Raw genomic sequence first — 25756 nt, 5'->3', positions numbered from 1 at the left:
GCACGTCCTGGACCCGACCTGTCAAGAAATAGAAGTAGCGTGTGTCTTCGGTACGGAATCCCACACCGGAAGTACCGAACATTCCACGACAGGGGAAGACTTCGGCAATCTCCTGGGCTGCGCACTCCAGCGGCCTGATTCCGAACAACTTCACGAAGGGCCCGAGGGCTCGTACACGCAGATGAAGCCTGCCGCCTTCTATCGTGAGCACACCCAGCGGCCACGTTGCGTTCAGCCGCCAACCCAACATGTTCGGAACGTTTGCGCCACCGATGAATCTCATGGCCTAGATCATGCACCTCGGTCCGGATCGCGCCAAGGCCGTGTTGACCACCGCGGCAGACCTCAGCGACCGCGCCGCCGGTAGGTCGCATCGAGGAGGGGTGGGCCGGCGGAGCACTTCGATGACGCGCAAGGAGGTCGCCCCGAGCGTGCGTCACTGAATGTCGAAGCTGACTACGGCGCGGGCCGGGGTCCGGAAGGAGTCTCCGCTTGTGGGAGAGCGCTCGACCAATACGCTGACGCGGGGACCGGTGTCGCCTGTGGACTGGTAGCTCCAGGCGGGGCCCCGAAGTGGCGAGCCGCACAGGCCATCCGGAAGCTCGGTCTCATCGTCGCCGAGCCCGTAGGGACTGCCGTAATCCTCGTCGAACAGGGGCATGCCCTCTGGGACGAGGCCTGCGCGGTGTAGGTAGTCCGGTATCTGGCCGCTCAGGAAGGAGACCTCAGCGCTGCCGTTTCGCGTGAAGTAGTGGATGTCGGATGCGTCGGCGGGGATCGTTGCACTCCCGGCGCCGATCACGCCTGGCAACTGCACGTCGCTTCCCCGGCAGGCCCGGAAATCACCGAACGGGTAAAACAGCTCATCCCGGAACAGCCAGACGATCCCTCCAGCCAGCATCGCGAGGACGAGCGTGATCACCCCCAGACACGACAGCAGGCGCCGTAGCCCGCCCCCGCTGTCCGGCACACCGCTCACGTTCTCCGGGTACGTCGTCCCGTCCAACTCCTCATCCACCCCGACCCCGGACTTGGCCTCGGGACCGGCTTTCCAAGACTCGCCCATGAACGCCCCTCGGTTGTGCCCTGAATGCGGACACGCGGAGCCTACGCCGGTGATCACCCGGCCGACACGCACGGCGGAGGTGCAGATGGGCACAGTCGAGCGGACGCGGAAGCAGCGAATACTGCTTCTTCTTTCCGGAGACGAACGCCCGCCGTCCGCCGCGGCCGGAAGGTGGCCTGCCGACTTGGATCTCGGTGGCGTCCAGGCGCAGCTCGACGCCTTCGGCCTGGGCGTAGGCGAACACATTCGCCATTGTCCGAAGACGCAGGTCAGGGCGGTCGGGGACCGCGCATCCACGTTCGGCCAGGAGCGTGCGTACCTCTTCGATTGCGCGGGTGACGGTGGAGCGGTCGACGCCGAACAGCAGCCCGAGAACAGCGTACGGAAGGTCGTGCCGCAGGTGAATGAACGTGGCCACCACACGGTCGACGAACACCAGTTGATGCCTGGCACCGGCACCTGCCGCCCGCCTCTTGGCCCCGCCGCGTGCAGCGTGCCGGCACCCCTCGACCCCGGCCCGCCACGGCACGGCCAACTCCTGCACCAGGCAGACGAGATGACGACAAGAGAGCCCCGTGAACAGCCAATGCGCCAACACCGCCCGCTTGACCATGATCGCCATCCGCTGATCATGCCATCCACCAGCGCAGAGACCTCACCCGCTATCACGCACCAACTCGTGATTACCGTCCTCCGCGTGGGGCGACCAAATTTCCTCGTGATAGGGGCCGTTCCGGTTGGCGAGACCGTAAGGAGACCGGTCCGTTGCCCCAAACCCGATGTCGGCCCACGACCATGCAGACATGGATCATCCAACGGGGGGAAACGGTCCGGCGGGGGCGCTGACACGCGGATGCGTGATCGCCGTGCTGGTCCCGGTCAGCCTGGTGTGCGCGCTGGTTCTGCGGCAGATTCACCACACCTTGGACCGCACGCCGCCCAATGTTGGCGCCTTCGCGCACTCCGCCGCCACCCAGACCGCCGACGCGGCCGCGGCACGGACGAGTTCCGCGGGCCTGACGAACCTGACGGCGGCACTGCCTTGGGCCGTTCCGCTCGGCACATCGGTAGCCGACTCCTGCCAGACGGAGGACCGGAACCCGTTCATTGGGCCAGCGCGCTGGGCACCGATCAACTGCGTCCGCAGCAGCGTCCTCTACCTCGCGTTCGACGGGAACATCCGCACGCACCTCCGCCAACTCGACGCGGGGCTGGCCGAGCGGGAGTGGGTGGGCTCGGGTTCGTCCCCGAACACGCTGACTGGGACGGCGACTTGGATGAGTCAGGCTGGCGGTGAGCCGTCCCCGGCCGGGTCGCAGCAGGGAAGCACGGAACCCCCGGGTTCGCAGCCGACCTGCCTGTCCACGACGTACGGCCCGGCCACGCAGAAGCACGACATTCCGCACGGCGGGCTCGGCGTCCGGCTACGAGTGGCGGTGGCGGAGCTTCCGTGCACGCCCAGAGCGGAGACCGGCGACATCCAGTTGGGCGGCAGACTGGAGAAGGCTGCGGTCGGCGGAACCGTCTACCTCGCCTGGCACCCCCTGCTGACCGACGCAGTGAGCCGCTCCGCCTACACCACGCACCGCTACGTGGTCGCCTTCTCCCTCGTCGACAGGTACGCCGTCCAGTCCACCGCTCCCGAGGACTGAGCGGGAGAGGCTCCTGTTACCAGGACCCAGGCTCAGTAGAACGCCCCGAACGGTCTTGGGGGTTCTAGGGGCATGGGACAGCCTGAGCGGCGCGGGCAGGAAGGCGGCGACGGGGTACGCACCGTCGGAGTGGAGGAGGAGCTTCTCCTCGTGGATCCTGACACTGGTGATCCGAAAGCGCGGCAGCCCTGCGGGCGCCTTCTCGGATTAAGGATCGCCGCTGGGGACGTCTCGGTGTGCCAAGCCGGCGCGGAAGCGCACATGACCGGTCCGGCCAAAGCAATAGTCAAGAGTTGTGGGTGAGCTGATTTCAGCTCTCGCTGCGGTGGTTGAGGCCGATCCTGGCGGTGCTGCGGATCCGCTTGGTGCGGCCGGCTTCGGCGAGGATCTCGATGGCTTCGGTGTTCGTCCCGGCGGCGGTCTTGAGCTGGAGCCAGTTGGATGACGCGAGCAGGTTCTCCGGCTGCCAGGGCAGCTTGAGCGTGATGGCGCGGAAGAGTGACCACTCCCGCAGGCGCTGAGGCAGGAAGGGGTGGTCGATCGTGGCCTGGGTCATCGACTGCGCCCACTGCTCGTAAGCGGGTCCGGCGTAGAGGCCGGCGGCTCGATGGTCCAGGTGCCGCACAACGGCGGACTGGGCCATCGCCTGGTCCGGATCAGTGAGCACGCGGCTGACCAGGTCGACCTCATCCGGGTCGGCAACGTGCTCCAGCTTGTCGAGGTAGGCCGCGAAGCGGACGTGCTCGTCCGGGTTCTGCAGGATGTCGTGGACGTTCATGCGGCCTGCTCCTCGCGCTCGACCATGACGCCGTTCTCGAATGGTGCACCGGCGCGGACCAGGGACACCAGGTGGGCTCCGGTGATCGCACGCCATCGCGTCTGAGCGGACTCGACCAGCTTGAAGACCATCGCGAGGGCCGCCGGGCTGCCCGCGCCGCGGGTGACCTTGGTGCGGAGCTTGACCGTGGAGAAGGTCGACTCGATGGGGTTGGTGGTCCGCAAGTGAATCCAGTACTCCGCCGGGAAATCGTAGAAGGCGAGCAGTTCGTCCCGGTCCTCGGTGATCTTCGCGAAGGCCTTCGGGAACTCTGCCCCGTAGGTCTTCGCGAACGCCTCGATCGCCTTCTCGGCGTGCGTGCGGTCCTCGGAGTTGTAGATCTCCTGCATCGCCTTGACCGCGCCCGGCTGCGCGGACTTCGGCAGGCAGTTCGCGACGTTGCGGGCTTTGCGAACCCGGCACCGTTGCGGCCTGGCTGCCGGGAAAACCTCGGCGAGCGCCCGCCACAGGCCCATGGCACCGTCGCCGATGACCAGCTCGGGGTCGCGCATGCCGCGCCGGCGGCAGTTGCGCAGCAGGTCGGCCCACGACTCGGTGGACTCCCGCAAGCCCTCGGCCAAGGCGATCAGTTCCTTCGTGCCGTCCAGCCGGACCCCGAGCAGGACCAGGACGCACGAGTGGGCCTGGCCCAGCCGGACCTTCGGGTGCACGCCGTCAGCCCACACGTGGACGAAGTCGCGATCCGACAGATCCCGGTTCTGGAAGGCAGTGTGGTCCTCGCTCCACTGCCTGGTCAGCCGTGTCACGGTCGCGGCCGACGACCGGCCCGGCCGCGGTGACCACCGTCCGGGACCGGTGGTGGCCGTTGCGGACAACGAGACGTCGGCCGTACTCGTCGGTCTCGGCCGCCAACTCGGCTATGTACTGGTCCACTTCCGCTTCCAGTGCGGCGGCAAGCATCCGGCGGGCGCCTTCCCGCACGGTCTCGTCGATCAGGGAGCCGGACTGGGTGGAGCCGTCATCGGTGACTACGCTGAGCACAGGCGTGCCTTCCCGACCCGCGCCGCACCGCGGGCCTACTCGGAGACCTTACGGATCATTCGGGAAGGTAAGCCTTCCGCATGCCCTCCCGGAACCGATCGACAAGTCCTGAGCATTGCTCGTCCGGCCACGAGGTGGACCACGGCAGTACAGCGGACCTGTTCGCTGAAGGAGTTGGAGCGGCACGGATATCTGGTCCGCGAGCGTGAACGACGCGCGGAGGGCACGCTCGGTGCCGCCGCCTACTTCATCACGGACATGCCCGACTCCCCGCCGCCCGCCCAAACCGGCACCACCGCCTTCGAACCACGCCGCCGGTCACCGGCAAGGACAATCGCAGGCCGGAGCCGGAGCCGCAGAGCCACCGCGGTCGTCACAGCGGGATCCTGCCATCTGCCTGGCACAACACCTCGCCCGCTATCACGCACAGGGCGTGCTGGAAGGGCGAGCCGGATCAGGTACGTACGTCGCGGAGCCCCGGCAACGCGTGCGGGTCGTCCGGTCCTCGGCGCGCGGGCAGCCCCAAGGGTCGCCGTTCCGTGCGGACATGAGGGCCCTCGGCAAGCAAGGCGACTGGGAGAGCCGGACCGACGCCAAGGTCCCCGCGCCCGTCGGCATCGCCGCGCGGCTGGGCATCGCCGAAGGCGGGCTCTGCGTGCGGACCGCGTACGAGTTCCTGGCCGATGGCAGGCCCGTGCAACTCTCCACGAGCTGGGAGCCCTACGACCTCACCGCCGGCACCCTCGTCGTCCTCCCCGAGGGAGGCTCGCGCGCCGGGACAGGTGTCGTGAACCGCATGGCCGCCATCGGGGTCACCGTCAGCCACGCCGTGGAGCAGCCCGAGCCCCGCCAGGCCACCGCCGAGGAAGCTTCCCTCCTCGGCATCCAGAAGGCCACTCTCGTCACCCACATCCGGCGGACCTACTACAGCGACCAGGGACGCCCCGTCGAGACCGCGGACATCATCGTGCCCGCCGCCCACTGCGAGATCGTCTACGAGATCCCCATCCATCGATAGTCCATGGCCCACAGCCCTGCCGCAGCCGGCGGGTTCGCTGCCCCCCACCGTGGATGCTGATGGCCCCCCGGGGCAGGCCGACATCCCGTCCGGAGGAAGCACGCGAGCGCCCTCCCCCGGGCCGTCCTCGGGCCGTGGAAGGGCGCTCAGCGGTGACCGACGTCGACAACCGCCGACAGGCCGGCAGCAGGTCAGAGCGGTGGTCGGTGAGGCGGCCGCAGGTCACGGCCGCCGACCGTCAGTTGTGGCTGTGCAGGATCTCGTTCAGGCCGTCCCAGACCGCGTTGTTCGGGCGGGCCTCGACCGTGCCGGTGACCGAGTTGCGGCGGAAGAGGATGTTGGAGGCGCCGCTCAGCTCGCGGGCCTTGACGATCTGGCCGTCGGGCATGGTGACCCGGGTGCCCGCGGTGACGTACAGGCCGGCCTCGACCACGCACTCGTCGCCGAGGGCGATGCCGACGCCCGCCTCCGCGCCGACCAGGCAGCGCTCGCCGATGGCGATGATCACGTTGCCGCCGCCGGACAGGGTGCCCATGGTGGAGGCGCCGCCGCCGATGTCCGAGCCGTTGCCGACCACGACACCGGCCGAGATGCGGCCCTCGACCATCGACGTGCCGAGCGTGCCGGCGTTGAAGTTGACGAAGCCCTCGTGCATGACGGTCGTGCCCTCGGCGAGGTGCGCGCCGAGGCGGACCCGGTCGGCGTCGGCGATGCGCACGCCCTTCGGGACGACGTAGTCCGTCATCCGCGGGAACTTGTCGATGGAGGTCACCTGGAGGTGCAGGCCCTCGGCGCGGGCGTTCAGCCGGACCGTCTCGATCTCGTCGACGGCGACCGGGCCGAGGGAGGTCCAGGCGACGTTGGCGAGGAAGCCGAACTGGCCGTCCAGGCTCAGGCCGTGCGGCTTGACCAGGCGGTGCGAGAGCAGGTGGAGACGGAGGTAGACGTCGTGGGCGTCGATCGGCTTCTCGTCGATCGAGGCGATGACCGTGCGGACCGCGACGACCTCGACGTTGCGGCGGGGGTCGGGGCCGATCGCCTTGGCCGCGCCCTCGCCGAGGAGTTCCACGGCCTGCTCGGCGGAGAGCGTCTCGGTACCGGCCGGGCCGGGTTCGGCGACCAGCGCGGGGGCGGGGAACCAGGTGTCGAGAACGGTGCCGTCGGCGGCGATGGTGGCGAGCCCGGCGGCCACGGCGCCGGTGGGACGAAGAGCAGTCGTGTCGGTCATGAGGGCAACCTAACCGGCCGGGGGCCGGGGAGGCGAACCAGCGTGCGGGGCGTCTCGGCAGCCGGGCGGTGAAGATCGTCCGGGCGGCCCGCACTCCCCTGCGGTGCGGGCCACCCGGAACCCGGGGGTGGCGTCAGGGGCGGTCGCCGGCCTTGTCGACCACCGCGACCGTGAGCCAGTCGCCGACGCTGACGACCTTGCCGTACAGGATCGCGCCCGCGCCCGACAGGTGATACGTCCGCGGGTCGATCAGGAACTCGTCGATCATCTCCAACTTGCCCTTGCGGTCCAGGCCGTACTTCACGGCGACGGCCTTGCGTCCGGTGGGCGTGTCGATCAGGTGGTCGGTGATCTCCACGCCGGGCAGCAGCGCCAGGGCGCGGTACAACGAGGCCAGCCCGTGCGGCGGGAAGAGGGCGTACCTGACGAGTACGTTGTTGATCTCGGCGTAGTCGTTCAGTGCCTGGGGCGCCCCCTTCCTGTCCGGGACGGCGTTCCAGGCGCGGAGCTCCTTCAGCGTCCCGGCACCGTCGTCGGGCAGTGCGGCCAGGAACCGGTACACGTCGCGTGGCGATCTGAAGTTCTTCGGCCGCCGGCCCTCCGGGTAGGTCGGGCGGACGGTGAGCCCGGGACCGCCGTCCGACGACGTGTAGGCCACCTGTTCGCCGTCGTACCGTGTCCAGGTCTCGTCCAGCCTTTGCCCGTGGGTCGTCCCGTGTCCCGACATGCTCAGGTAGATCCACTGCTTCGCCGTCGGCTCGGTGCCCGCCGGCTGCTTGTCCAGCGCGTCGGCGGCCCGTTCCAGGAAGTCGTGCGCGCTCATCCCCTTCAGGTCGATGTCCGGCGTCGTGGGCTGCACCCTGCGTCCCCTGTCGGTCCCGCCGACCAGGAGCGCCGCGGTGACGGCCACCGCGGTCACCGCGGCGACGACCGCGACGATCGCGAACTCCCGGCGCCGCCACAGGTCCCGCCGCCGCTCCCCGTCCCGTGCCGTGTCGGTCAGCCGGGCTCGTCCCGCCGCCAGCCGTACCCGGTCGGGTACCGGGGCCTGGGCACGCAGCGCGCGCACCTCGGTCATCTCGTCCATCGTCAGACCACCTCCGCGGTGTCGCCCACGAATGCCGGATCGGCGCCCAGCGCCGTACGCACCTTGCGCCGGGCCCGGTTGAGCCGGGAGCGGACCGTGCCGACCGGGATGTCCATTGCCTCGGCGACCTCCTGGTAGGTGAGGTCGGCCCAGGCGACGAGCAGCAGGACGTGCCGGTCGCCCGCCGACAGCGAGGCGAGGGCGCCGGCGAGCGGGCCCTGCGCGGCGAGCCGGTTGTCCGTGTGCTCGACCCAGTTCTCGCTCCAGGAGGCGGCGACCGGGTCGTGGCCGGTGCGGGCCAGTGCCCTCAGCGCCCGTACCTCGGTCCGGCGTTGCTTGCCGATCAGGTTGGCCGCGATGCCGTACAGCCACGGGCGTGCGCTGGGGCGTGCGAGGTCGTAGCGGGAGCGGATCCGGAAGGCGATGAGGAAGGTGTCCGCGGTGACGTCGTCGGCCGCGTCGGCGCCGAGCCTGCGTGCCGCGTACCGGTGGATGTCGGGCGCGTGGCGGTCGTAGAGCCGGGCGAAGAGCTCTGGTTGTTCCATGGACTGGGCGACGGTCTCCGCGTCGTCCCCCGCCTGTGCCGTGGCCGGCGGCGGTCCGCTCACCTGGGATCCCCTTGATTCGTCGGTGCGTGTGTCACCCCCCGTTGCCCGATGGCCGCCGGAAGGTTCACGGGGGCTCGGCCTGCTTTCCGGGAGAGGGCCGCGGACGCGTTCCGTTCAGGGAATCACGCGGCTCAGGACCTCTCGCGCGTACCCCTCGTCGTACGGCGTCCCCGTCAGCAGCACCTGGAGGCAGATCCCGTCCGTCAGCGCGATCAGTGCCCGCGCCGTGACCGGGTCGGTGCGGCGGGCGAGCCGTTCGGCGAGGTCGTCGGCCCACTCGGCGGCCACGCCGCGCAGGGCCGGGCGGCGCAGGGCGGCGAGGTAGAGCTCGTACTCCAGCTCCACGGCGGTGCGGTCGCCGCTCAGCCAGTCGCCGAGGACCCGGGCGAGGACGGTGGCGAGGTCCGCGGTGGCGTCGTCCAGTTCGCCGTGGGCCGCGAGCACCTTGGCGAAGCCCTCGTTGGCCTGCCGCAGCGTGGCGACCATCAGTTCGTCGAGGGTCTTGAAGTGGTACGTCGTGGAGCCGAGCGGTACGTCCGCCGCGGCGGCGACGGAACGGTGGGAGAGTCCGGCGAGCCCTTTCTCCCCGACCACGCGGATCGCCGCCTCGATGATCCGCTGGCGGCGTCCTGGGTCGTAGCGGCGGGGCATCAGCGCGTGCCTTCCGGGTTCATCAGTGAGCGCCTCCGAGGTTGAGGACCACCACTCCGCAGACGATGAGCACGATCCCGGCGACCTTGACCAGGCTCAGCCCCTCACCGAACAGCAGCAGGCCGAGTACGGCGATGGCCGCGGTGCCGACCCCGGACCAGATCGCGTACGCCGTGCCGATCGAGACGGTCTTCAGCGTCGCGGCCAGGAGCAGGAACGACACCAGGTATCCCAGTGCCGTCAGGAGCGAGGGCCAGAGCCGGCTGAAGCCCTCGCTGTACTTCAGCGCCGTCGTCGCGGCGACCTCGGCGGCTATGGCGCCGGCGAGCGTCAGGTATCCCATGTGCGCGAGTGTACGCAGCGTTGTGTACGGCCGTACACAACGGCCGGATGGCGGTGCGGACACGGGTCGGCGACGGGACGGGGCCCGGACGTCGCCCCGTCGCGGAAAGATGTTTAACTCTCATAGAAACCGCTCGCTGAAACCACTCCCAGCGACCGCGCGACTCCACTAGTGTGCACTCCGGTGATCCACCACCGCTTCACACTTCATCCACCTCACCCTCACACCCCCGGCCGCCGCTGACCTGGCGCCGCTGGAGGACGACGCGCATGCCTGAAGCCACCCCCCAGCCCCCGCCCCGTCCCTCCTGGGAGAACGACTGGGCCCCCGACACGTCCCGCCCTCCCGGAACCCGAAGACTCTGGCTGGCCGGCACGCTGGCCATCGCCACGACCGTCGCCTGCGTCACCGCGATAGCCGTCAGCCACAGCGCTCCTGACCGGACGTCAGCTCGCCCGCAGGCCGGCTCGGCCCTCGACCAGGGCCCCGGCCTGCTCTCCTTCGCCTCACCGACGACGGGACCGGCCACCCCTGGCAAGGACGAGACGGGAACGCCGACGACCTCGCCGACCGAGTCCGTCGTCTCCGCCACGGCGTCGGCCGCGACACCCGCGAGCACCGCGAAGACCTCGCCGTCCGGCACGAAGCCCACGAAGTCCGCCCCTTCCGCGGGGAGTTCGGGTGGCTCGGGCGGCGGGCCGGGCGGCGGCTCCGCACCGCGGTCCAGCGCCCTCAGGTCCGTCCGCTCGGTCAACTACCCCGACCGCTACTGGCACGTGAGCGGCGGCTACGTGAGGCTCGACCCGGTCGGCGGCTCGGAGTTCCGCGAGGACTCCACGTTCACGGTCGTCAAGGGCCTTGCGGACGGCTCCTGTTACTCGTTCAGGGCCGCCGACGGACGGTACCTGCGGCACCGGGACTTCGTGCTGCGCGCCGACCGCGACGACGGCACATCCCTGTTCGGCCGGGACGCCACCTTCTGCGCGCGGGCCTCGGCCCACTCCGGCGCGGTCATGCTGGAGTCGGTGAACTACCCCGGCCGCTACCTGCGCCACCAGAGCTTCCAGCTGAAGCTGAACCCCTACCAGGACAGCGACCTCTACCGCGCGGACTCGGCGTTCCGCCTGGTGGATCCGCTCGCCTGACGCCCCGGCCCCGAACACGCGAGAGCGGCGGCACCCGACCGGTGCCGCCGCTCTCGTGCACGCGGACTCTCGTCCGTGCGGATGTCAGACGTTGAACCCGAGCGCCCGCAGCTGCTCACGGCCGTCGTCGGTGATCTTGTCGGGGCCCCACGGGGGCATCCAGACCCAGTTGATGCGCAGTTCGCTGACGAGGCCGTCCGTGGCGGACTTGGCCTGGTCCTCGATGACGTCCGTCAGAGGGCAGGCCGCCGACGTCAGGGTCATGTCGATGGTGGCGATGTTCGCGTCGTCGACGTGGATGCCGTAGATCAGCCCGAGGTTCACGACGTCGATGCCGAGTTCGGGGTCGACGACGTCCATCAGGGCCTCGCGGAGTTCCTCCTCCGAGGCGGGCTTCATCTCAACGGTGTCGGTCATGCCGTCTTCCTTTCGGCGTCGGCCGCGCCGCCCAGCGCCTGAGCCGTCGCGTCCTTCCACGCCATCCAGCTCAGGAGGGCGCACTTGACCCGTGCCGGGTACTTGGAGACACCGGCGAACGCGACCGCGTCCTCCAGCACCTCCTCCATCGAGTCGTCTGGTTCGAGCTTGCCCTTGGACTGCATCAGCTCCAGGAAGGTCTCCTGGATCTGCTGCGCGTCGGACAGCTCCTTGCCGACCAGGAGGTCGTTCAGTACGGAGGCGCTCGCCTGGCTGATCGAGCAGCCCTGGCCCTCGTACGAGACGTCCTCGATCGTCGTGCCGTCGTACTTCACGCGGAGGGTGATCTCGTCGCCGCACGTCGGGTTCACATGGTGGACCTCGGCGTCGCCATCCCTGAGACCACGCCCGTGCGGGTGCTTGTAGTGGTCCAGGATGACTTCCTGGTACATCGAGTCCAGCTTCACGGTCTCAGTTCACGCCCTTCAGCCGAAGAAGTTCCGTACGTGCTCCAGCCCCTCGACCAGTGCGTCGATCTCGGCCGGCGTGGAGTACAGATAGAACGACGCTCGCGTGGTCGCAGGAATTCCGTACCGCAGGCAGACGGGACGCGCGCAGTGGTGGCCGACCCGGACCGCGATGCCCTGCTCGTCGAGGACCTGGCCCACGTCGTGCGGGTGGATGTCCCCGAGGGTGAAGGAGATCGCGGCGCCCCGGTCCTCGGCCGTGGTGGGGCCGATGATCTTCAGATCGGGGACCTCGGTGAGACGGCGCACCGCGTACTCGGTCAGCGCGTGCTCATGGGCGAGGATCTTGTCCATGCCGACGGCGTTCAGGTAGTCGATCGCGGCGCCGAGACCGACCGCCTGGGCGATCGGCGGGGTGCCCGCCTCGAACTTGTGCGGAGCGGGAGCGTACGTCGACGAGTGCATCGACACGGTCTCGATCATCTCGCCGCCGCCGAGGAACGGGGGCAGGTCCTCGAGGAGCTCCTGACGGCCCCACAGCACGCCGATGCCGGTCGGGCCGCACATCTTGTGGCCGGTGAAGGCCACGAAGTCGGCCTGCAGCGCCTGCACGTCCAGCGGCATGTGCGGCGCGGCCTGGGACGCGTCGATGCAGACCAGCGCGCCGACCTCCTGGGCACGGCGGACTATCGCCTCGACCGGGTTGACGGTGCCCAGGATGTTCGACACCAGCACGAAGGAGACGATCTTCGTCTTCTCGGTGATGATCTCGTCGATGTTGGACAGGTCGAGGCGGCCGTCGTCGGTGAGGCCGAACCACTTCAGCTTCGCGCCCGTGCGCTGCGCGAGCAGCTGCCACGGCACGATGTTGGAGTGGTGCTCCATCTCCGTGATGACGATCTCGGTCTCGTGGTCCACCCGGTAGGGCTCGTCGGCCCAGCCCAGCATGTTCGCCACGAGGTTCAGCGACTCGGAGGCGTTCTTGGTGAAGATCACCTCGTCGCGGCTGGGCGCGTTGATGAACTCCGCGACCTTGTCGCGCGCACCCTCGTACAGTGCCGTGGCCTCCTCGGCGAGCACGTGCACACCGCGGTGGACGTTGGCGTTGTAGCGCTCGTAGTACTCACTGAGCGCGTCCAGTACCTGGCGCGGCTTCTGCGAGGTCGCCGCGTTGTCCAGGTACACGAGCTTCCGGTCGTCGTGGACCAGTCGGTCCAGGATCGGGAAGTCCTTGCGGATCGCCTCGGTGTCCAGGAGGCCCGGCAGCTGCGTCACGCGGATACGCCACCCTTCGTGTAAGCCTCGTAGCCCTCGTTCTCCAGCTTGTCGGCGAGTTCGGCGCCGCCGGACTCGACGATGCGTCCGGCGGAGAAGACGTGGACGAAGTCGGGCTTGATGTAGCGCAGGATGCGCGTGTAGTGCGTGATGAGCAGGGTGCCGACCTCGCCGGTCTCGCGAACGCGGTTGACGCCCTCGGAGACGATGCGAAGGGCGTCGACGTCGAGACCGGAGTCGGTCTCGTCGAGGATCGCGATCTTCGGCTTGAGCAGTTCGAGCTGGAGGATCTCGTGGCGCTTCTTCTCACCGCCGGAGAAGCCCTCGTTGACGTTGCGCTCGGCGAAGGAGGGGTCCATGGAGAGGCGCTCCATGGCCTCCTTGACCTCCTTGACCCAGGTGCGCAGCTTGGGGGCCTCGCCGCGGACGGCGGTGGCGGAGGTGCGCAGGAAGTTGGAGACCGAGACGCCGGGGACCTCGACCGGGTACTGCATGGCCAGGAAGAGGCCCGCGCGGGCGCGCTCGTCGACGGACATCTCCAGGACGTCCTCGCCGTCGAGGGTGACGGTGCCGCCGGTGACCGTGTACTTCGGGTGACCCGCGAGCGAGTAGGCGAGGGTCGACTTGCCGGAGCCGTTGGGGCCCATGATGGCGTGCGTCTCGCCCTGCTTCACGGTGAGGTCGACGCCCTTGAGGATCTCCTTCGTGGCGTTGTCGGCCTCGACGGTGACGTGCAGGTCTCGGATTTCAAGCGTTGCCATGGATAGCCTCAGGACTCCTGGGTGAGGGAGACGAGCACGTCGTCCCCTTCGATCTTTACGGGGTAAACGGGTACGGGGCGGGTGGCCGGGAGGCCGGACGGCTTGCCGGTGCGCAGGTCGAAGCTGGAGCCGTGCAGCCAGCACTCGATCTGACAGTCCTCCACCTCGCCCTCGGAGAGCGAGACGTTGGCGTGGGAGCAGATGTCGTAGATCGCGAACACCTCTCCCTCGGTGCGGACGACCGAGACCGGCGTGCCGTCGAGCTCCACCCGCTTCGGGGTGTCGTCCTCCAGCTCGCTCAGGCCGCAGGCGCGTACGAACGCGGTGGGGGCTGTCATGCGACCGAGGCCTCCAGCTCCTCGTCGATCCTGGCGAGCAGCCGCTCCTGGATGTCGGGGACGCCGATCTGCTGGACCAGCTCGGCGAAGAAGCCGCGGACCACCAGGCGGCGGGCGTCCTGCTCCGGGATGCCGCGCGCCATCAGGTAGAAGAGCTGCTCGTCGTCGAAGCGGCCGGTGGCGGAGGCGTGGCCGGCACCGACGATCTCGCCGGTCTCGATCTCCAGGTTCGGCACCGAGTCGACCCGCGCGCCGTCCGTGAGGACCAGGTTGCGGTTCATCTCGTAGGTGTCGGTGCCCTCGGCCTTGGCCTCGATCAGGACGTCGCCGATCCAGACCGCGTGCGCGTCCTCGCCCTGGAGCGCGCCCTTGTAGACGACGTTGGACTTGCAGTGCGGGGCGTCGTGGTCGACCAGCAGGCGGTGTTCCTGGTGCTGGCCGGCGTCGGTGAAGTAGAGGCCGATCAGTTCGGCCTCGCCGCCGCTGCCCGCGTAGGAGACCCGCGGGTGCATGCGGACGAGGTCACCGCCGAAGGTCACGACGACCGACTTGAAGGAGGCGTCCCGGCCCACCAGCGCGTTGTGCTGGGCCGCGTGCACGGCCGTGTCGTCCCAGTCCTGGACGGAGACGACGGTGAGCTTGGCGCCGTCACCGAGGACGAACTCGACGTTGGCGGCGGTCACCACGTCACCGGTGTGGTCCACGACGACGACGGCCTCGGCGAAGGCACCCAGTTCGACGACCTGGTGGCCGTAGTGGACCCCGCCCTGGCCGTGCACCCGGATACGGACCGGCTCGGTGAGCACCGTGTCCTTGGGGACGGTGACCACGCCCGCCCGCTCGAAGGAGGAGTAGGCCTGGGCGGCGACCCGGTCCACCGGGGTGCCGGCGCGGCCGAGCCGCGGGTCGTCGCGGCCGACCAGCTCGACGACGACGCCCTCGGGGGCCTCCACGTCGACCTTCAGGCTGTCGCCGGTCGCGACCGCGGTGCCGTCGTGCAGCCCGCGCAGGCGCTCCAGCGGGGTGAACCGCCATTCCTCCTCGCGGCCGTGCGGGACCGGGAAGTCCGCGACGTCGAAGGAGGGGGGCGCGCTCATGCGCGTGGCGACGGTCGACTCGGCGGCCACCGCGATGGCGCCGGCGGTGGTGGAGCCCACCGGGGAGTTCTGAGCCTCAGCCATGGCTGTCGTAGTGCTCGCTTTCTGAAAAACGTGTCGTGGTGGGTCGGGCGCCTACGGTCAGCCGACCGCGCCTTCCATCTGCAGCTCGATCAGCCGGTTGAGCTCCAGCGCGTACTCCATCGGCAGTTCCTTGGCGATGGGCTCGACGAAGCCGCGCACGATCATGGCCATCGCCTCGAACTCGGACAGACCGCGGCTCATCAGGTAGAAGAGCTGGTCCTCGGAGACCTTGGAGACGGTCGCCTCGTGGCCCATGGAGACGTCGTCCTCGCGGACGTCGACGTAGGGGTAGGTGTCCGAGCGGGAGATGGTGTCGACGAGCAGCGCGTCGCACAGCACGTTCGACTTGGAGCCGTGGGCGCCCTCGCCGATCTCGACCAGGCCGCGGTAGGAGGTACGGCCGCCGCCGCGCGCCACCGACTTGGAGACGATGTTCGACGACGTGTTCGGCGCCATGTGGACCATCTTGGAGCCGGCGTCCTGGTGCTGGCCCTCACCCGCGAAGGCGATGGAGAGGGTCTCGCCCTTGGCGTGCTCGCCCATCAGGTAGACGGCCGGGTACTTCATCGTCACCTTGGAGCCGATGTTGCCGTCGATCCACTCCATGGTGGCGCCCTCGTAGGCGACGGCGCGCTTGGTGACCAGGTTGTAGACGTTGTTCGACCAGTTCTGGATGGTCGTGTAGCGGCAGCGCGCGTTCTTCTTGACGATGATCTCGACGACCGCGGAGTGCAGCGAGTCCGACTTGTAGATCGGGGCGGTGCAGCCCTCGACGTAGTGCACGTAGGCACCCTCGTCGACGATGATCAGGGTCCGCTCGAACTGGCCCATGTTCTCGGTGTTGATCCGGAAGTAGGCCTGCAGCGGGATCTCGACGTGCACGCCCTTCGGCACGTAGATGAAGGATCCGCCCGACCACACGGCGGTGTTCAGGGAGGCGAACTTGTTGTCACCCACCGGGATGACCGTGCCGAAGTACTCCTTGAAGAGCTCCGGGTGCTCCTTCAGGGCGGTGTCGGTGTCCAGGAAGATGACGCCCTGCTCCTCCAGGTCCTCGCGGATCTGGTGGTAGACGACCTCGGACTCGTACTGGGCGGCGACACCGGCGACCAGGCGCTGCTTCTCCGCCTCCGGGATGCCCAGCTTGTCGTAGGTGTTCTTGATGTCCTCGGGCAGGTCCTCCCAGGACTCCGCCTGCTTCTCCGTGGAGCGCACGAAGTACTTGATGTTGTCGAAGTCGATCCCCGACAGGTCGGAGCCCCAGTTCGGCATCGGCTTCTTCTCGAAGAGGCGCAGGCCCTTGAGGCGGAGCTTGGTCATCCACTCCGGCTCGGACTTCTTCGCGGAGATGTCCCGGACGACGTCCTCGTTGATGCCGCGCTTGGCGGAGGCGCCGGCCGTGTCGGAGTCGGCCCAGCCGTATTCGTACTTGCCCAGACCCTCGAGTTCGGGGTGGGCAGTCTCCGTGGGGAGCGTCATGCGGGGTTCCTCCCGGCCGTGCTAGCAGATGCGTCAGTGGAAATCTTGGGGATGAACGTCGTACAGACGCCGTCGCCGTGCGCGATGGTCGCCAGTCGCTGGACGTGCGTTCCGAGCAGCTCGGCGAAGATCTCCGTCTCCGCCTCGCACAGCTGGGGGAACTGCTCCGCGACGTGGGCGACCGGGCAGTGGTGCTGGCACAGCTGTTCGCCGACCGGTGCGCTGCGCGCCGCAGCAGCGTACCCGTCCCGGCTCAGGGCCTTGGCCAGCGCTTCGGTCCGGTCGTCGGGGCTCACGGCCTCGATCGCCTTGCGGTAGGCGCTCGCCTGCGCGGCGATACGGGCCCGGGCGAAGGCGGCGACCGCTTCCTCGCCGCCTCCCTGCTCGGCGATCCAGCGCAGCGCGTCGACGGCGAGGGTGTCGTACGACTGGTCGAAGGCGTCTCGGCCGCAGTCGGTGAGGGCGAAGACCTTGGCGGGCCGGCCGCGCGTCCGCGCGCCGTACACCCGCTGCTCGCGAGCCTCCACGACATCGTCCGCGACCAGGGCGTCCAGGTGCCGGCGTACGGCCGCGGGGGTCAGGCCCAGGCGGCCGGCCAGCTCGGTGACGGTCGACGGACCGTGGCCCAGGATCGACCGCGCGACCCGGTTGCGCGTCGAACGCTCACCGGTCGCGAGCTCCTCCTGCGGGGTCCCCGTGGGGGTCTCCCGAGCCTCGCCGACGTTTTTCACAACGCCATTGTTGCGTAATTCCTCAGGACCAGGCAAGCGGCGTCCGGTCCGCCGGACGGTGCCCTGCGTCACTTAGGTCTACCTAATCTGACCTGCGCAAACGATCTTTGATCGATCATCCCGCACGGCCGTCCCGTGACGCGCGGCGGCCCCGTCGCAACGCTCCACGACCAAACCCGCACCCCCTCCGACCGGCGCTCTTGTCACCCGAGGCACCCGCGTCACGCGGCTGAGGCCGCTCGATGCCGGACCGGCGAGCCCCTCCTCCCGAACACCTCGCCCAGCTCACCCGGACGGGTCAGCGACGGGCCGTGACAGCCGCCGGAAAACTTCTCGGCGACCCCGGCCCGCGCCAGGGGGCGGCCGCCCGCCCACCGACCCCGTGAGGAGTACATCCAGTACCCGGCCGTCCGGGTGACGGCAGGCGTACCTAGACTCTGTCCCCATGCGAAGTGAGCCGGTGGTCCAGGTGCGGGACCTGGTGAAGCGGTACGGCACGAAAACGGCCGTGGACGGCCTCGACCTGGTGGCCCGCCCCGGTGTGACCGCCGTACTCGGCCCCAACGGAGCGGGCAAGACGACGACGATCGAGACCTGCGAGGGGTACCGCAGACCGGATTCCGGCTCGGTGCGCGTCCTGGGCCTCGATCCCGTGCGCCAGTCCGCCGAGCTGCGCCCCAGAGTGGGCGTGATGCTCCAGTCCGGCGGGGTCTACTCCGGCGCCCGCGCGGACGAGATGCTGCGGCACGTGGCCAGGCTGCACGCCCATCCGCTGGACGTGGACACGCTGATCGAGCGGCTCGGCCTCGGCGGCTGCGGCCGCACCTCCTACCGCCGGCTCTCCGGCGGCCAGCAGCAGCGCCTCGCGCTCGCCATGGCCGTGGTCGGCCGCCCCGAACTGGTCTTCCTCGACGAGCCGACCGCCGGCCTCGACCCGCAGGCCCGCCGGGCCACCTGGGACCTGGTGCGGGACCTGCGCACCGACGGCGTCTCGGTCATCCTCACCACCCACCACATGGACGAGGCCGAGCAGCTCGCCGACGACGTCGCCGTCATCGACGCCGGCCGGGTGATCGCCCAGGGCTCCCCCGAGGAGCTGTGCCGGGGCGGCGCCGAGAACACCCTGCGCTTCACCGGCCGCCCCGGCCTCGACGTCGGCTCGCTGCTCAAGGCGCTGCCGGCCGACTCCTCGGCCGCCGAGCTGACCCCGGGCTCCTACCGGGTGATGGGCAAGGTCGATCCCCAGCTGCTGGCGACCGTGACCTCGTGGTGCGCCCAGCACGGGGTGATGCCCGACCGCATCTCGGTCGAACGGCACACGCTGGAGGACGTCTTCCTGGAGCTGACCGGCAAGGAGCTGCGCTCATGACCACCGCGACGGGCACCTACACCCCGAAGCCGGGGGCCGCCCCGCTGCCACGCATGATCGCGGCGCAGGCGGCCCTGGAGACCAGGATGCTGCTCCGCAACGGCGAGCAGCTCCTGCTGACGGTCGTCATCCCGACCCTGCTGCTCGTCCTGTTCAGTTCGGTGCACGTCGTGGACACCGGCGCGGGCAAGGCGGTCGACTTCCTGGCGCCCGGCGTGCTCGCCCTCGCGGTCATGTCCACGGCGTTCACCGGCCAGGCGATCGCGACCGGCTTCGAACGCCGCTACGGCGTCCTGAAACGGCTCGCCTCCTCGCCGCTGCCCCGCTGGGGTCTGATGACGGCGAAGACGGCGTCGGTCCTGGTCACCGAGATCCTCCAGGTGATCCTGCTGACGGTGATCGCGCTGGCCCTCGGCTGGTCCCCGCACGGCAACCCGCTGGCCGTCCTGCTCCTCCTGGTCCTCGGCACGGCCGCGTTCTCCGGCCTCGGCCTGCTGATGGCGGGCACCCTCAGGGCGGAGGCGACGCTCGCGGCGGCCAACCTGGTGTTCCTGCTGCTGCTCGTAGCCGGCGGGGTCATCGTCCCGCTGGACAGGTTCGGCGGCGCCCAGGACGTACTCGGGCTGCTCCCCATCTCCGCCCTCTCGGACGGCCTGCGCGACGTGCTCCGCGACGGCGCCGGAACGCCGTGGGCCGACCTGGGCGTCCTCGCGGTGTGGGCGGTCGTGGGGCTGGGGGCGGCGGGTCGGTTCTTCCGCTGGGAATGACCGGGTCCGGGCCGGTGGGGTGCGGCGGGTGACACCTTTGTGTCACCCGTACGAATGAGAGACGCACGCAGCGGGAAGACCCCCCTCCGTGTTCGAATCCGCGGACTCTTCGGCACCACGGTCGCTCCAGCCCCTGCTGCACGACGTCGTCATCTGCGTCGACGCTCCCGCCTTCGCCGCCTCGCCACGCGACGGACAGCTGCGCGGAGCGCATGTCCAGGGCTTCTACGACCACGACCGCCGGTTGCTGCACACGCTGTGCCTGCTGCTCGACGACCGGGAGCCCGAGCCCATCGGCGTGCAGCCGCTCGGCCCGCACCAGGCACGGTTCACCGCCGTCCACCGTGATCCGCGGGACCGGACCGACGACCCGACGGTGATAGTCGAGCGCGTCCGCACCGCCGGCGAGGGCGAGACCATCTCGCTGCGCAACGTCGGCACCACCGAGCGCCGGCTGCGGGTGGAACTGGCCGCGGCGACGGACCTGGCCGACATCGCCGACGTGAAGCGGGGCCGCCGCCGGCCGCCGGTGCTGTGCGCCCCGGCGGGCGACGGCACGGGACTGCGGTGGCGCTCCGCTTCCGGGCGCGCGGAGATCCGTGCCACCGCCTCGGCCGTCGGCGCCGCGGTCGCCGGCGGCCCGGAGGGCGGCACCCTCACCTGGTCGCCGGTGGTCCTCGGTCCGGGCGAGTCGTGGCGGCTGACGGTCACCGTCACCGGCCGCGCGGTACGCGGCCCGACCGGGCAGCCGGTGCGTCCGCGGGAGCCCGCCCCCTGGAGCGAACCGGTCGTGGACACGGACGACCCACGGCTGCGGGACCTGGTACGGCGGGGACTGCGGGACCTGGGCGCGCTGCGGCTGGCCGATCCGCTGGGCGGTGCCGGCGCCGCCGAGGACCAGTTCATCGCGGCGGGCTGCCCCTGGTACCTGACGCTCTTCGGCCGGGACTCGATCTGGTCGGCGCGGATGCTGCTGCCGCTCGGCACCGACCTGGCCCGGGGCACCCTGTGGGCGCTGGCCCGGCGGCAGGGCACGGTGCACGACGTCTTCCGGGAGGAGGCGCCCGGCCGGATCCTGCACGAGCTGCGTCCCGCGGAGGCCAGGCACGGCCACGGCCTGGTGCTCCCCTCCCATTACTACGGTTCGGTCGACGCCACCCCGCTGTTCGTGACCCTGCTGGTGGAGGCGTGGCACTGGGGACTCCCGGACGCCGAGGTCGACGCCCTGCTGCCGTACGCGGAACGGGCCATGGACTGGGTGCTGGAACGCACCGCCGAGGACCCGGACGGGCTGCTGCGCTACACCCCGCGGCCCGGGGGCCTGCGTCACCAGTCGTGGAAGGACAGCGAGGACGCGGTGCGGGACGCCGAGGGCCGCCGCATCGAGCCACCGCTGGCGCTGTGCGAGGTCCAGGGGTACGCGTACGAGGCCGCCATCGGCCTGGCCGCGCTGCTCGGCCACCGGAACCGGAGCGACGCGGCCCAACGGCTGCTGAACTGGGCCACCGCACTGAAGAAGCGTTTCGCCGACCTGTTCTGGCTGCCCTCGCCGCACGGCCCGGCCGACCGCTACGTCGCGATCGCGGTCGGGTCCGGCCCCACCCCCGTCAGCGGCCCCGCCTCGAACATGGGCCAGCTGCTGTCGACGGGCATCCTGGACGAGGACGGCGGCCGCGACGTCGCCGCCTGGCTCGCCGCCCCGGAGCTCAACTCGGGGTGGGGCCTGCGCAGCCGGTCGGCCACCGTGCCCGGTTTCAACCCCCTCAGCTATCACGGGGGTTCGGTGTGGACGCACGACACGGCGATCGCGGTGAGCGGGCTCTGCGCGGCGGGCCGCCCCGACGAGGCGCGGACCCTGCTGGACGGCCTGCTCGACGCGGGGACCCACTTCGGATACCGGATGCCGGAGCTGTACGGGGGCGACGCGCGGAGCGACGGCTCCCCCGCACCGCTGGCCTATCCAGCCGCCTGCCGGCCGCAGGGCTGGTCGGCGGCGTCCGGGGTGGCCGTCCTCGCCGCCTTGCTGGGCCTGCGGCCCGACGCCGCCCGGCGGACGCTGACGGTCCGGCCCGCGACGCGGCAGCCGCTCGTGGTGCGCGGGCTGGTGCTCGACGGTCAGCCGCTGACCGTCGAGGTCATGGAGACGGCCGGCTGCCGGATCTCCGAACTGCCGTCGGGCTGGCGGTACGAGACGCTCTGAGGAGCGGGGCCGAGCAGGCGCCCGTATTCGAGGAGCATGGGCTCGACGTAGGCGCGCTCCAGGTCGAAGCGGATCCGGACGTGTTCGCGGGCGGCCTGTCCGGCCCTCCTGGCCAGGTCCGGCTCGGTGAGCAGGGGCCACACCACGGCGGCGAACCGGGCGGCCAGCTCGTCCTCGGTCTCGCCCTCGCGCGGTTCGACGAGTGTGCTGCCCCCTTCGCCGAGGCCGCCGACGCCGGTCGCGACCACGGGACGGGCCGCGCACATCGCCTCCAGCGGTGCGAGTCCCATGGGCTCGTCGAAGCGGGAGGGGTAGACGACGACCGCCGCCTCCTCGTACAGCTTGCGCATGTCGTCGACACCGGCCTGCCGGAACTCGACGTCGGGTTCGGCGCCGCGCCGGAAGCCGCCGGCGTCGACGAGGCGCTCCAGTTCGTCACGGAAGGCGCCCTTCTCGTGATGGAAGTCGACCGTGGAGGCCGGATCGGTCAGGACCAGACGCGGGCGCAGCCGGGGACCGCCGTCCGCCCGCTTCCCGCCGAGGTCGATGATCTTCCGCAGCATCCCGATCGCCACCGTGGCGCCCTTGTTGGGGATGAGCCGGGCGGGCAGCAGGATCACCGGGCGCGGGCCGGTCTCCCCCACTTCGGGAACGCTCAGGTACGACTTCGTGTCCACACCCAGATAGGTGCGGTCCACCTTCTCCCCCAGGACGGCGGCGCACTCGCTGACGAGGAAGTCCGACACCGCGTGGTGAACGTCCCAGACGGCGCACTCCCGGGCCAGTTCCTCGTCCTGGGGCCGGCGCCAGATGCTGTGGTAGGTGTGCGGCAGCACCAGCCCCAGCTCTTCCCGGAGGCTCTTCAGCGCACGGGCCGGGACGCTGGAGAAGTGGTGCAGGTTGTGGCCGTGCACCAGGCGGACGGGATCAGCGGCGCGGGTGAGGTGCGGGCGGAACCAGTCGGCGAGTTCCCGTACGTCGCGTTCGTCGTCCCGGCGCGGGACGGACAGGTCGAGCAGCCGGTGTGCCCGCATCTCGACGCCGTCGCACGGTTGTTGGGGATCCCTGGTCCCGGAGAACACCGTGACGCGGTGCCCGCGGGCGGCCAACGCGCGCGAGTACTCCCAGAGATGGGTCTCGACGCCGCCCACACACGGCGGGAACGACCAGTGGACCAGACCGATGTGCAGAAGGCGCTCCGGACCGGACCCCTCCCTGTCGAGCCCCGTCTGCTGCCGCTGCACCGCGCCTCCGTGTGGTCGTAGTGAATGCCCGAAACGAACGCCGGGCTAACGACCTAGTACCAGGAGAGGACACTGAATAGACGCCGACTGGTTCCGCGCAGTTGCTCTGGCTGCCGGCCGAACCGGCGAGGAGAATGGGACGCTACAGCACGGGCATCGCCGGGGGAGGCGTCATGCGGATACTGCCCGATAAGAGACTGTTCAAGACCGTCCTCAGCTCCGTCACGGGGGCCGTGGCGATCTTCCTCTCCGTCATCGCGCAGGACACCGACGGTACGCGGCTCGTGGAGCTGGCCACCAGCGCCGGCGTGCTCGGCGGCATCTCCGCGATCTCCGGGTACTTCGTCGTCCACCCGCGTACGACGCAGTCCCCCGACGAGGGTTCCGAGCCGGGGACGTTGTACGTCCCGCCGCCCAATCTGCCCGACCCGTCGCGTTACTTCACCGGAAGGGAGCAGGAACTCTCGGACATCGCGGAGGCGTTACGGCCCGGGCGGCGCAACGCGGGTGTCAGGATCGCCGTCGTGCACGGCCCCGCCGGCGCCGGCAAGTCCCAGCTGGCCGCCACCTACGCCGAGGGACGGCTGCGGCACCAGCGGTCCCTGGTGTGGTGGCTGTCGGCGTCCAGCTACGAGCGGCTCAGGAGCGACCTGCTGGAACTCGCGGCCTGCCTCGGCATTCCGGAGCACGACTCCCAGAACGTCATGCTCAACCGGCTCTGGGGAAAGCTGCGGGACTCCCCCGGCTGGCTGCTCGTCTACGACGACGTGCAGCGGGGCAGCATCGGGCCGCTGGACGAGGAGAGCGAGGACGCACGCCAGTCCCTGCTGCCGCGGGCCGGACAGGGCGACGTCGTGATCACCACCCAGCAGCGGGAGGGCTGGGAGCGGCACCGCGCCGTCGCGGCCCTGATCGAACTGTCCGACCTCGGGACGTCGGACGGCCTCGCCTTCCTCAGGGCCCGGGTGGACGGCGAGAGCAGCGACGGGCAGCTCGAGAAACTCGGCACCCAGCTGCACTGGTGGCCCCTCGCGCTGGAGCAGGCCGGTGCCTACATCGCGGGGACGGAGATCTCCGTACCCGAGTACCTGCGCCGGCTGCCCGACCTCTCGGTGAGCCGCGGTGTCGTCGCCGTGACCTTCCGGCTCGCCTTCGAGCGGGTGACGGCGGCCGACCCGGTGGCCGAGGACCTGATGCGGCTGTGCTCCTTCCTCGCCTCGGAGGACGTGCGCAAGGACATGCTGCTGCGCAATCCGGCGGTCGTCCCCTCCCCCTTACGGGAGGTCATGGAGGATCCCGCCGCCTTCAACCGGACGGTGCGCCGGCTGTCCGACTACTCGCTGCTGCGCCGCACCGGGGACAGCAGGCTCGGCACCGTCACCTACGCCATGCACCCCCAGGTGCAGTTCCAGGTCCGCCAGGGCATGGACGAGGAGTCGCGGATGCTGTGGTCGCAGGCCGCCGTCCAGCTTCTCGAGGCGGCCTTCCCCCAGCGGCCCTGGCAGCTGGACCAGCGCATCGTGTGCGAGGGGCTGATGCCGCACGTCGTGGCGGTGACCGCCGAGCTGGCCTGGGCGGCCGACGCCGGGGACCACGAGTTCGGCGCGGCCCGCGATCCCCAGGCCCTGGCACGGCTGCTGCACCGGGTCGGCGAGTACCAGGAGCACCGCTGCGAGTGGAAACGCGCCCTCGACTACTTCGAGAAGGAGGCGGTCCTGCGCGGCCTGCACGCAGACGACGACCTGGGGCGCACGACCGCCCTGCTGTCCGTGGCCACCCAGCGCTACCGGCTCGCGCAGCTGGCGACCGCGGAGGAGGAGTGCCGTGAGGCGCTGCTCGCCTGCGGGAGTCACGCGGACGTCCCCGCGTTCCTGCCGCTCCAGGCCAAGGGCAGGCAGCTGCTCGGCGGGATCCTGCGGGAACGGGCCAAATTCACCGAGGCGCTGCGGGCGATGGAACAGGCCATCTCCCTGTACGAGCGCCCGGAGGCCCGCTGGGACGACCTCGACCGGGCCCAGGCCGAACAGGAGGCCGGCATGATCCAGCGCAACGCGGGCCGGCTGGAAAAGGCGCTCGAACGCTATGCCAGGGCCGGGGAGCTGGTCCCCAGCCGCAGCAGCGAGGAACCCCGCGACCACCTGGTCTTCCTCGCGATGCTCCGGCGCGACCGCGCCGTCGTCGCGCAGGACCGGGGCGACCTGGAGACCGCCGAACGCGAGCTCCGCGCCGCACTCACGGTCTTCGAAGCCAACCGCGGCACCGACGACTTCGAGACCTCGCAGGTCTGCAAGTTCCTGGCGGACGTCCTGCGGCGCCGCGGCGAGGAGACGCGCGCCCGGGCCCGGGAGACCCACCACCCGATGCGCCGCCTGCGGATGAGACGCGAGGCGCGGCGCCGGCTCGACGAGGCGGACGCCCTGCTCGGGCCGGTCGTGGAGCTGCACTTCAAGCGCCGGGAGAGCGAGGAGCACAAGTACGCGGCCTGCCTGAACAAGCTGGGCTCCCTCCGGCTGGCCCAGGGGCGTCACCAGGAGGCCCTGGACGCCCTGCTGGAAGCGGAGGCGATCTATTCGAACTCCTACGACCCCGGACACCCCTACCGGGCCAAGACCCTCTCCCGCCTCGGCGCCGTGCTGATCGCGACCGGCGGGACCGTCACCCTCTCCACGGGCGAGGACGCCGACGCCGAGGGGACCCTGCGGCTGGCCGAACAGATCTTCCTCACCCGTCTCGGTGACCGGCATCCCTCCCTGGTCGCCGTGTACGAGCGCCTGGCGGAGTGCGCCACGGACGCGGGCGCCAGGGCCCGGCTGCGCGGCCGCGCCCGGCGGATCAGGGAGGCGCCGGGCTGCGGGTCGCCGCCCGCGTCACAGCCGGCGACCACGCCGGGCGGGGCACCCACGTGAATTC

The 25756-nt window shown here is 70.4% G+C and carries 23 protein-coding genes and 2 pseudogenes; 7 read left to right on the top strand and 18 right to left on the bottom strand.

Going from position 1 to position 25756, the window contains the following annotated elements; genetic code table 11:
- Nucleotides 1-436: 436 nt before the first annotated feature.
- Nucleotides 437-1006 carry a hypothetical protein gene (locus tag ACFY3I_RS14445; protein ID WP_390860790.1) on the bottom strand — a complete coding sequence of 190 codons (570 nt, stop codon included), beginning with the start codon at nucleotides 1004-1006 and terminating at the stop codon, nucleotides 437-439.
- 172 nt (nucleotides 1007-1178) lie between these two features.
- Nucleotides 1179-1679, bottom strand: a pseudogene (locus ACFY3I_RS14440) (transposase family protein); the annotation flags it as partial.
- A gap of 190 nt (nucleotides 1680-1869) precedes the next feature.
- On the opposite strand from ACFY3I_RS14440, the gene ACFY3I_RS14435 reads away from it, so the two are divergent.
- Entirely contained in the window at nucleotides 1870-2718 is an 849-nt protein-coding gene (locus ACFY3I_RS14435) for a hypothetical protein (protein WP_390860789.1), read from the top strand.
- 310 nt (nucleotides 2719-3028) lie between these two features.
- Here the strand turns inward: ACFY3I_RS14435 and ACFY3I_RS14430 are convergent, their stop codons facing one another.
- The gene (locus tag ACFY3I_RS14430; protein WP_390860787.1) at nucleotides 3029-3496 is read right to left on the bottom strand and encodes a hypothetical protein; all 468 of its coding nucleotides are present in this window, start codon (nucleotides 3494-3496) and stop codon (nucleotides 3029-3031) included.
- Nucleotides 3493-4537 (bottom strand): annotated as a pseudogene (locus ACFY3I_RS14425) (IS256 family transposase). Before ACFY3I_RS14425 ends, ACFY3I_RS14430 begins: the two are co-directional and overlap by 4 nt.
- A 391-nt stretch (nucleotides 4538-4928) precedes the next feature.
- Here ACFY3I_RS14425 and ACFY3I_RS14420 point away from each other — a divergent pair.
- Nucleotides 4929-5555, top strand: coding sequence for a GntR family transcriptional regulator (locus ACFY3I_RS14420; protein ID WP_390860903.1), 627 nt, complete (start codon nucleotides 4929-4931; stop codon nucleotides 5553-5555).
- Between the two features lie 238 nt (nucleotides 5556-5793).
- On the opposite strand, the gene dapD is transcribed toward ACFY3I_RS14420, so the two are convergent.
- The 5 genes from dapD to ACFY3I_RS14395 form a co-directional block, all read right to left on the bottom strand.
- Complete coding sequence (gene dapD / locus ACFY3I_RS14415) at nucleotides 5794-6783, bottom strand: 2,3,4,5-tetrahydropyridine-2,6-dicarboxylate N-succinyltransferase (protein ID WP_390860786.1); 990 nt, start codon at nucleotides 6781-6783, stop codon at nucleotides 5794-5796.
- A gap of 133 nt (nucleotides 6784-6916) precedes the next feature.
- The gene (locus tag ACFY3I_RS14410) at nucleotides 6917-7870 is read right to left on the bottom strand and encodes a CU044_5270 family protein (protein WP_390860785.1); all 954 of its coding nucleotides are present in this window, start codon (nucleotides 7868-7870) and stop codon (nucleotides 6917-6919) included.
- 2 nt (nucleotides 7871-7872) lie between these two features.
- Nucleotides 7873-8478, bottom strand: coding sequence for an RNA polymerase sigma factor (locus ACFY3I_RS14405; RefSeq protein ID WP_390860784.1), 606 nt, complete (start codon nucleotides 8476-8478; stop codon nucleotides 7873-7875).
- Nucleotides 8479-8592: 114 nt separating this feature from the next.
- A complete protein-coding gene (locus ACFY3I_RS14400; RefSeq protein WP_390860783.1) occupies nucleotides 8593-9129 on the bottom strand; it encodes a TetR/AcrR family transcriptional regulator in 537 nt (178 codons plus the stop codon).
- A 22-nt stretch (nucleotides 9130-9151) separates the two neighbouring features.
- Nucleotides 9152-9472 (bottom strand): multidrug efflux SMR transporter, encoded by a 321-nt coding sequence (locus tag ACFY3I_RS14395; RefSeq protein WP_365283429.1) that lies wholly within the window; start codon nucleotides 9470-9472, stop codon nucleotides 9152-9154.
- A gap of 269 nt (nucleotides 9473-9741) precedes the next feature.
- Between ACFY3I_RS14395 and ACFY3I_RS14390 the strand changes: the two genes are divergently transcribed.
- Complete coding sequence (locus tag ACFY3I_RS14390; protein WP_390860782.1) at nucleotides 9742-10617, top strand: AbfB domain-containing protein; 876 nt, start codon at nucleotides 9742-9744, stop codon at nucleotides 10615-10617.
- 84 nt (nucleotides 10618-10701) lie between these two features.
- On the opposite strand, the gene ACFY3I_RS14385 is transcribed toward ACFY3I_RS14390, so the two are convergent.
- The 8 genes from ACFY3I_RS14385 to ACFY3I_RS14350 are packed head-to-tail and all read right to left on the bottom strand — an operon-like array spanning nucleotide 10702 to nucleotide 17266.
- Nucleotides 10702-11034: a metal-sulfur cluster assembly factor gene (locus tag ACFY3I_RS14385; RefSeq protein WP_217785619.1), complete on the bottom strand. Its 333-nt coding sequence runs from the start codon at nucleotides 11032-11034 to the stop codon at nucleotides 10702-10704.
- Nucleotides 11031-11501: a Fe-S cluster assembly sulfur transfer protein SufU gene (gene sufU, locus ACFY3I_RS14380; protein WP_365283425.1), complete on the bottom strand. Its 471-nt coding sequence runs from the start codon at nucleotides 11499-11501 to the stop codon at nucleotides 11031-11033. Before sufU ends, ACFY3I_RS14385 begins: the two co-directional genes overlap by 4 nt.
- An 18-nt stretch (nucleotides 11502-11519) precedes the next feature.
- Nucleotides 11520-12776: a cysteine desulfurase gene (locus ACFY3I_RS14375; RefSeq protein WP_390860781.1), complete on the bottom strand. Its 1257-nt coding sequence runs from the start codon at nucleotides 12774-12776 to the stop codon at nucleotides 11520-11522.
- Complete coding sequence (gene sufC / locus ACFY3I_RS14370; RefSeq protein ID WP_390860780.1) at nucleotides 12773-13537, bottom strand: Fe-S cluster assembly ATPase SufC; 765 nt, start codon at nucleotides 13535-13537, stop codon at nucleotides 12773-12775. Before sufC ends, ACFY3I_RS14375 begins: the two co-directional genes overlap by 4 nt.
- Nucleotides 13538-13545: 8 nt before the next feature.
- A complete protein-coding gene (locus ACFY3I_RS14365) occupies nucleotides 13546-13875 on the bottom strand; it encodes a non-heme iron oxygenase ferredoxin subunit (RefSeq protein ID WP_351326261.1) in 330 nt (109 codons plus the stop codon).
- Nucleotides 13872-15056 carry a Fe-S cluster assembly protein SufD gene (sufD, locus tag ACFY3I_RS14360; protein ID WP_390860779.1) on the bottom strand — a complete coding sequence of 395 codons (1185 nt, stop codon included), beginning with the start codon at nucleotides 15054-15056 and terminating at the stop codon, nucleotides 13872-13874. Before sufD ends, ACFY3I_RS14365 begins: the two co-directional genes overlap by 4 nt.
- A 57-nt stretch (nucleotides 15057-15113) precedes the next feature.
- Entirely contained in the window at nucleotides 15114-16535 is a 1422-nt protein-coding gene (gene sufB / locus ACFY3I_RS14355; RefSeq protein WP_359175812.1) for a Fe-S cluster assembly protein SufB, read from the bottom strand.
- Complete coding sequence (locus ACFY3I_RS14350; RefSeq protein ID WP_365283417.1) at nucleotides 16532-17266, bottom strand: metalloregulator ArsR/SmtB family transcription factor; 735 nt, start codon at nucleotides 17264-17266, stop codon at nucleotides 16532-16534. The genes sufB and ACFY3I_RS14350 overlap by 4 nt, the downstream gene beginning before the upstream one ends.
- 445 nt (nucleotides 17267-17711) lie before the next feature.
- Between ACFY3I_RS14350 and ACFY3I_RS14345 the strand changes: the two genes are divergently transcribed.
- The 3 genes from ACFY3I_RS14345 to ACFY3I_RS14335 all read left to right on the top strand — a co-directional run bounded on the left by ACFY3I_RS14345 (nucleotide 17712) and on the right by ACFY3I_RS14335 (nucleotide 21602).
- The gene (locus ACFY3I_RS14345) at nucleotides 17712-18635 is read left to right on the top strand and encodes an ABC transporter ATP-binding protein (protein ID WP_365283415.1); all 924 of its coding nucleotides are present in this window, start codon (nucleotides 17712-17714) and stop codon (nucleotides 18633-18635) included.
- The gene (locus ACFY3I_RS14340) at nucleotides 18632-19402 is read left to right on the top strand and encodes an ABC transporter permease (RefSeq protein ID WP_390860778.1); all 771 of its coding nucleotides are present in this window, start codon (nucleotides 18632-18634) and stop codon (nucleotides 19400-19402) included. Before ACFY3I_RS14345 ends, ACFY3I_RS14340 begins: the two co-directional genes overlap by 4 nt.
- An 88-nt stretch (nucleotides 19403-19490) precedes the next feature.
- Nucleotides 19491-21602, top strand: a complete 2112-nt coding sequence (locus tag ACFY3I_RS14335; RefSeq protein ID WP_390860777.1) for a glycogen debranching N-terminal domain-containing protein — start codon at nucleotides 19491-19493, stop codon at nucleotides 21600-21602.
- On the opposite strand, the gene ACFY3I_RS14330 is transcribed toward ACFY3I_RS14335, so the two are convergent.
- The gene (locus tag ACFY3I_RS14330; RefSeq protein WP_390860776.1) at nucleotides 21518-22846 is read right to left on the bottom strand and encodes a glycosyltransferase family 4 protein; all 1329 of its coding nucleotides are present in this window, start codon (nucleotides 22844-22846) and stop codon (nucleotides 21518-21520) included. The two genes, ACFY3I_RS14335 and ACFY3I_RS14330, sit on opposite strands and share 85 nt — an antisense overlap.
- Nucleotides 22847-23019: 173 nt before the next feature.
- On the opposite strand from ACFY3I_RS14330, the gene ACFY3I_RS14325 reads away from it, so the two are divergent.
- Complete coding sequence (locus ACFY3I_RS14325) at nucleotides 23020-25752, top strand: tetratricopeptide repeat protein (RefSeq protein WP_390860775.1); 2733 nt, start codon at nucleotides 23020-23022, stop codon at nucleotides 25750-25752.
- Nucleotides 25753-25756: the final 4 nt, after the last annotated feature.

Origin of the sequence: Streptomyces sp. NPDC001068 (assembly GCF_042897315.1) — a bacterium.
Lineage (GTDB): Bacteria > Actinomycetota > Actinomycetes > Streptomycetales > Streptomycetaceae > Streptomyces.
This window is presented reverse-complemented; position numbering and strand designations above follow the sequence as displayed.

Coding starts and splice junctions, on each gene's coding strand:
- ACFY3I_RS14435 (WP_390860789.1), top strand. CDS start 1,870: ATGGATCATCCAACGGGGGGAAACGGTCCGGCGGGGGCGCTGACACGC.
- ACFY3I_RS14430 (WP_390860787.1), bottom strand. CDS start 3,496: ATGAACGTCCACGACATCCTGCAGAACCCGGACGAGCACGTCCGCTTC.
- dapD (WP_390860786.1), bottom strand. CDS start 6,783: ATGACCGACACGACTGCTCTTCGTCCCACCGGCGCCGTGGCCGCCGGG.
- ACFY3I_RS14410 (WP_390860785.1), bottom strand. CDS start 7,870: ATGGACGAGATGACCGAGGTGCGCGCGCTGCGTGCCCAGGCCCCGGTA.
- ACFY3I_RS14400 (WP_390860783.1), bottom strand. CDS start 9,129: ATGCCCCGCCGCTACGACCCAGGACGCCGCCAGCGGATCATCGAGGCG.
- ACFY3I_RS14395 (WP_365283429.1), bottom strand. CDS start 9,472: ATGGGATACCTGACGCTCGCCGGCGCCATAGCCGCCGAGGTCGCCGCG.
- ACFY3I_RS14390 (WP_390860782.1), top strand. CDS start 9,742: ATGCCTGAAGCCACCCCCCAGCCCCCGCCCCGTCCCTCCTGGGAGAAC.
- ACFY3I_RS14385 (WP_217785619.1), bottom strand. CDS start 11,034: ATGACCGACACCGTTGAGATGAAGCCCGCCTCGGAGGAGGAACTCCGC.
- sufC (WP_390860780.1), bottom strand. CDS start 13,537: ATGGCAACGCTTGAAATCCGAGACCTGCACGTCACCGTCGAGGCCGAC.
- ACFY3I_RS14365 (WP_351326261.1), bottom strand. CDS start 13,875: ATGACAGCCCCCACCGCGTTCGTACGCGCCTGCGGCCTGAGCGAGCTG.
- sufD (WP_390860779.1), bottom strand. CDS start 15,056: ATGGCTGAGGCTCAGAACTCCCCGGTGGGCTCCACCACCGCCGGCGCC.
- sufB (WP_359175812.1), bottom strand. CDS start 16,535: ATGACGCTCCCCACGGAGACTGCCCACCCCGAACTCGAGGGTCTGGGC.
- ACFY3I_RS14345 (WP_365283415.1), top strand. CDS start 17,712: ATGCGAAGTGAGCCGGTGGTCCAGGTGCGGGACCTGGTGAAGCGGTAC.
- ACFY3I_RS14340 (WP_390860778.1), top strand. CDS start 18,632: ATGACCACCGCGACGGGCACCTACACCCCGAAGCCGGGGGCCGCCCCG.
- ACFY3I_RS14325 (WP_390860775.1), top strand. CDS start 23,020: ATGCGGATACTGCCCGATAAGAGACTGTTCAAGACCGTCCTCAGCTCC.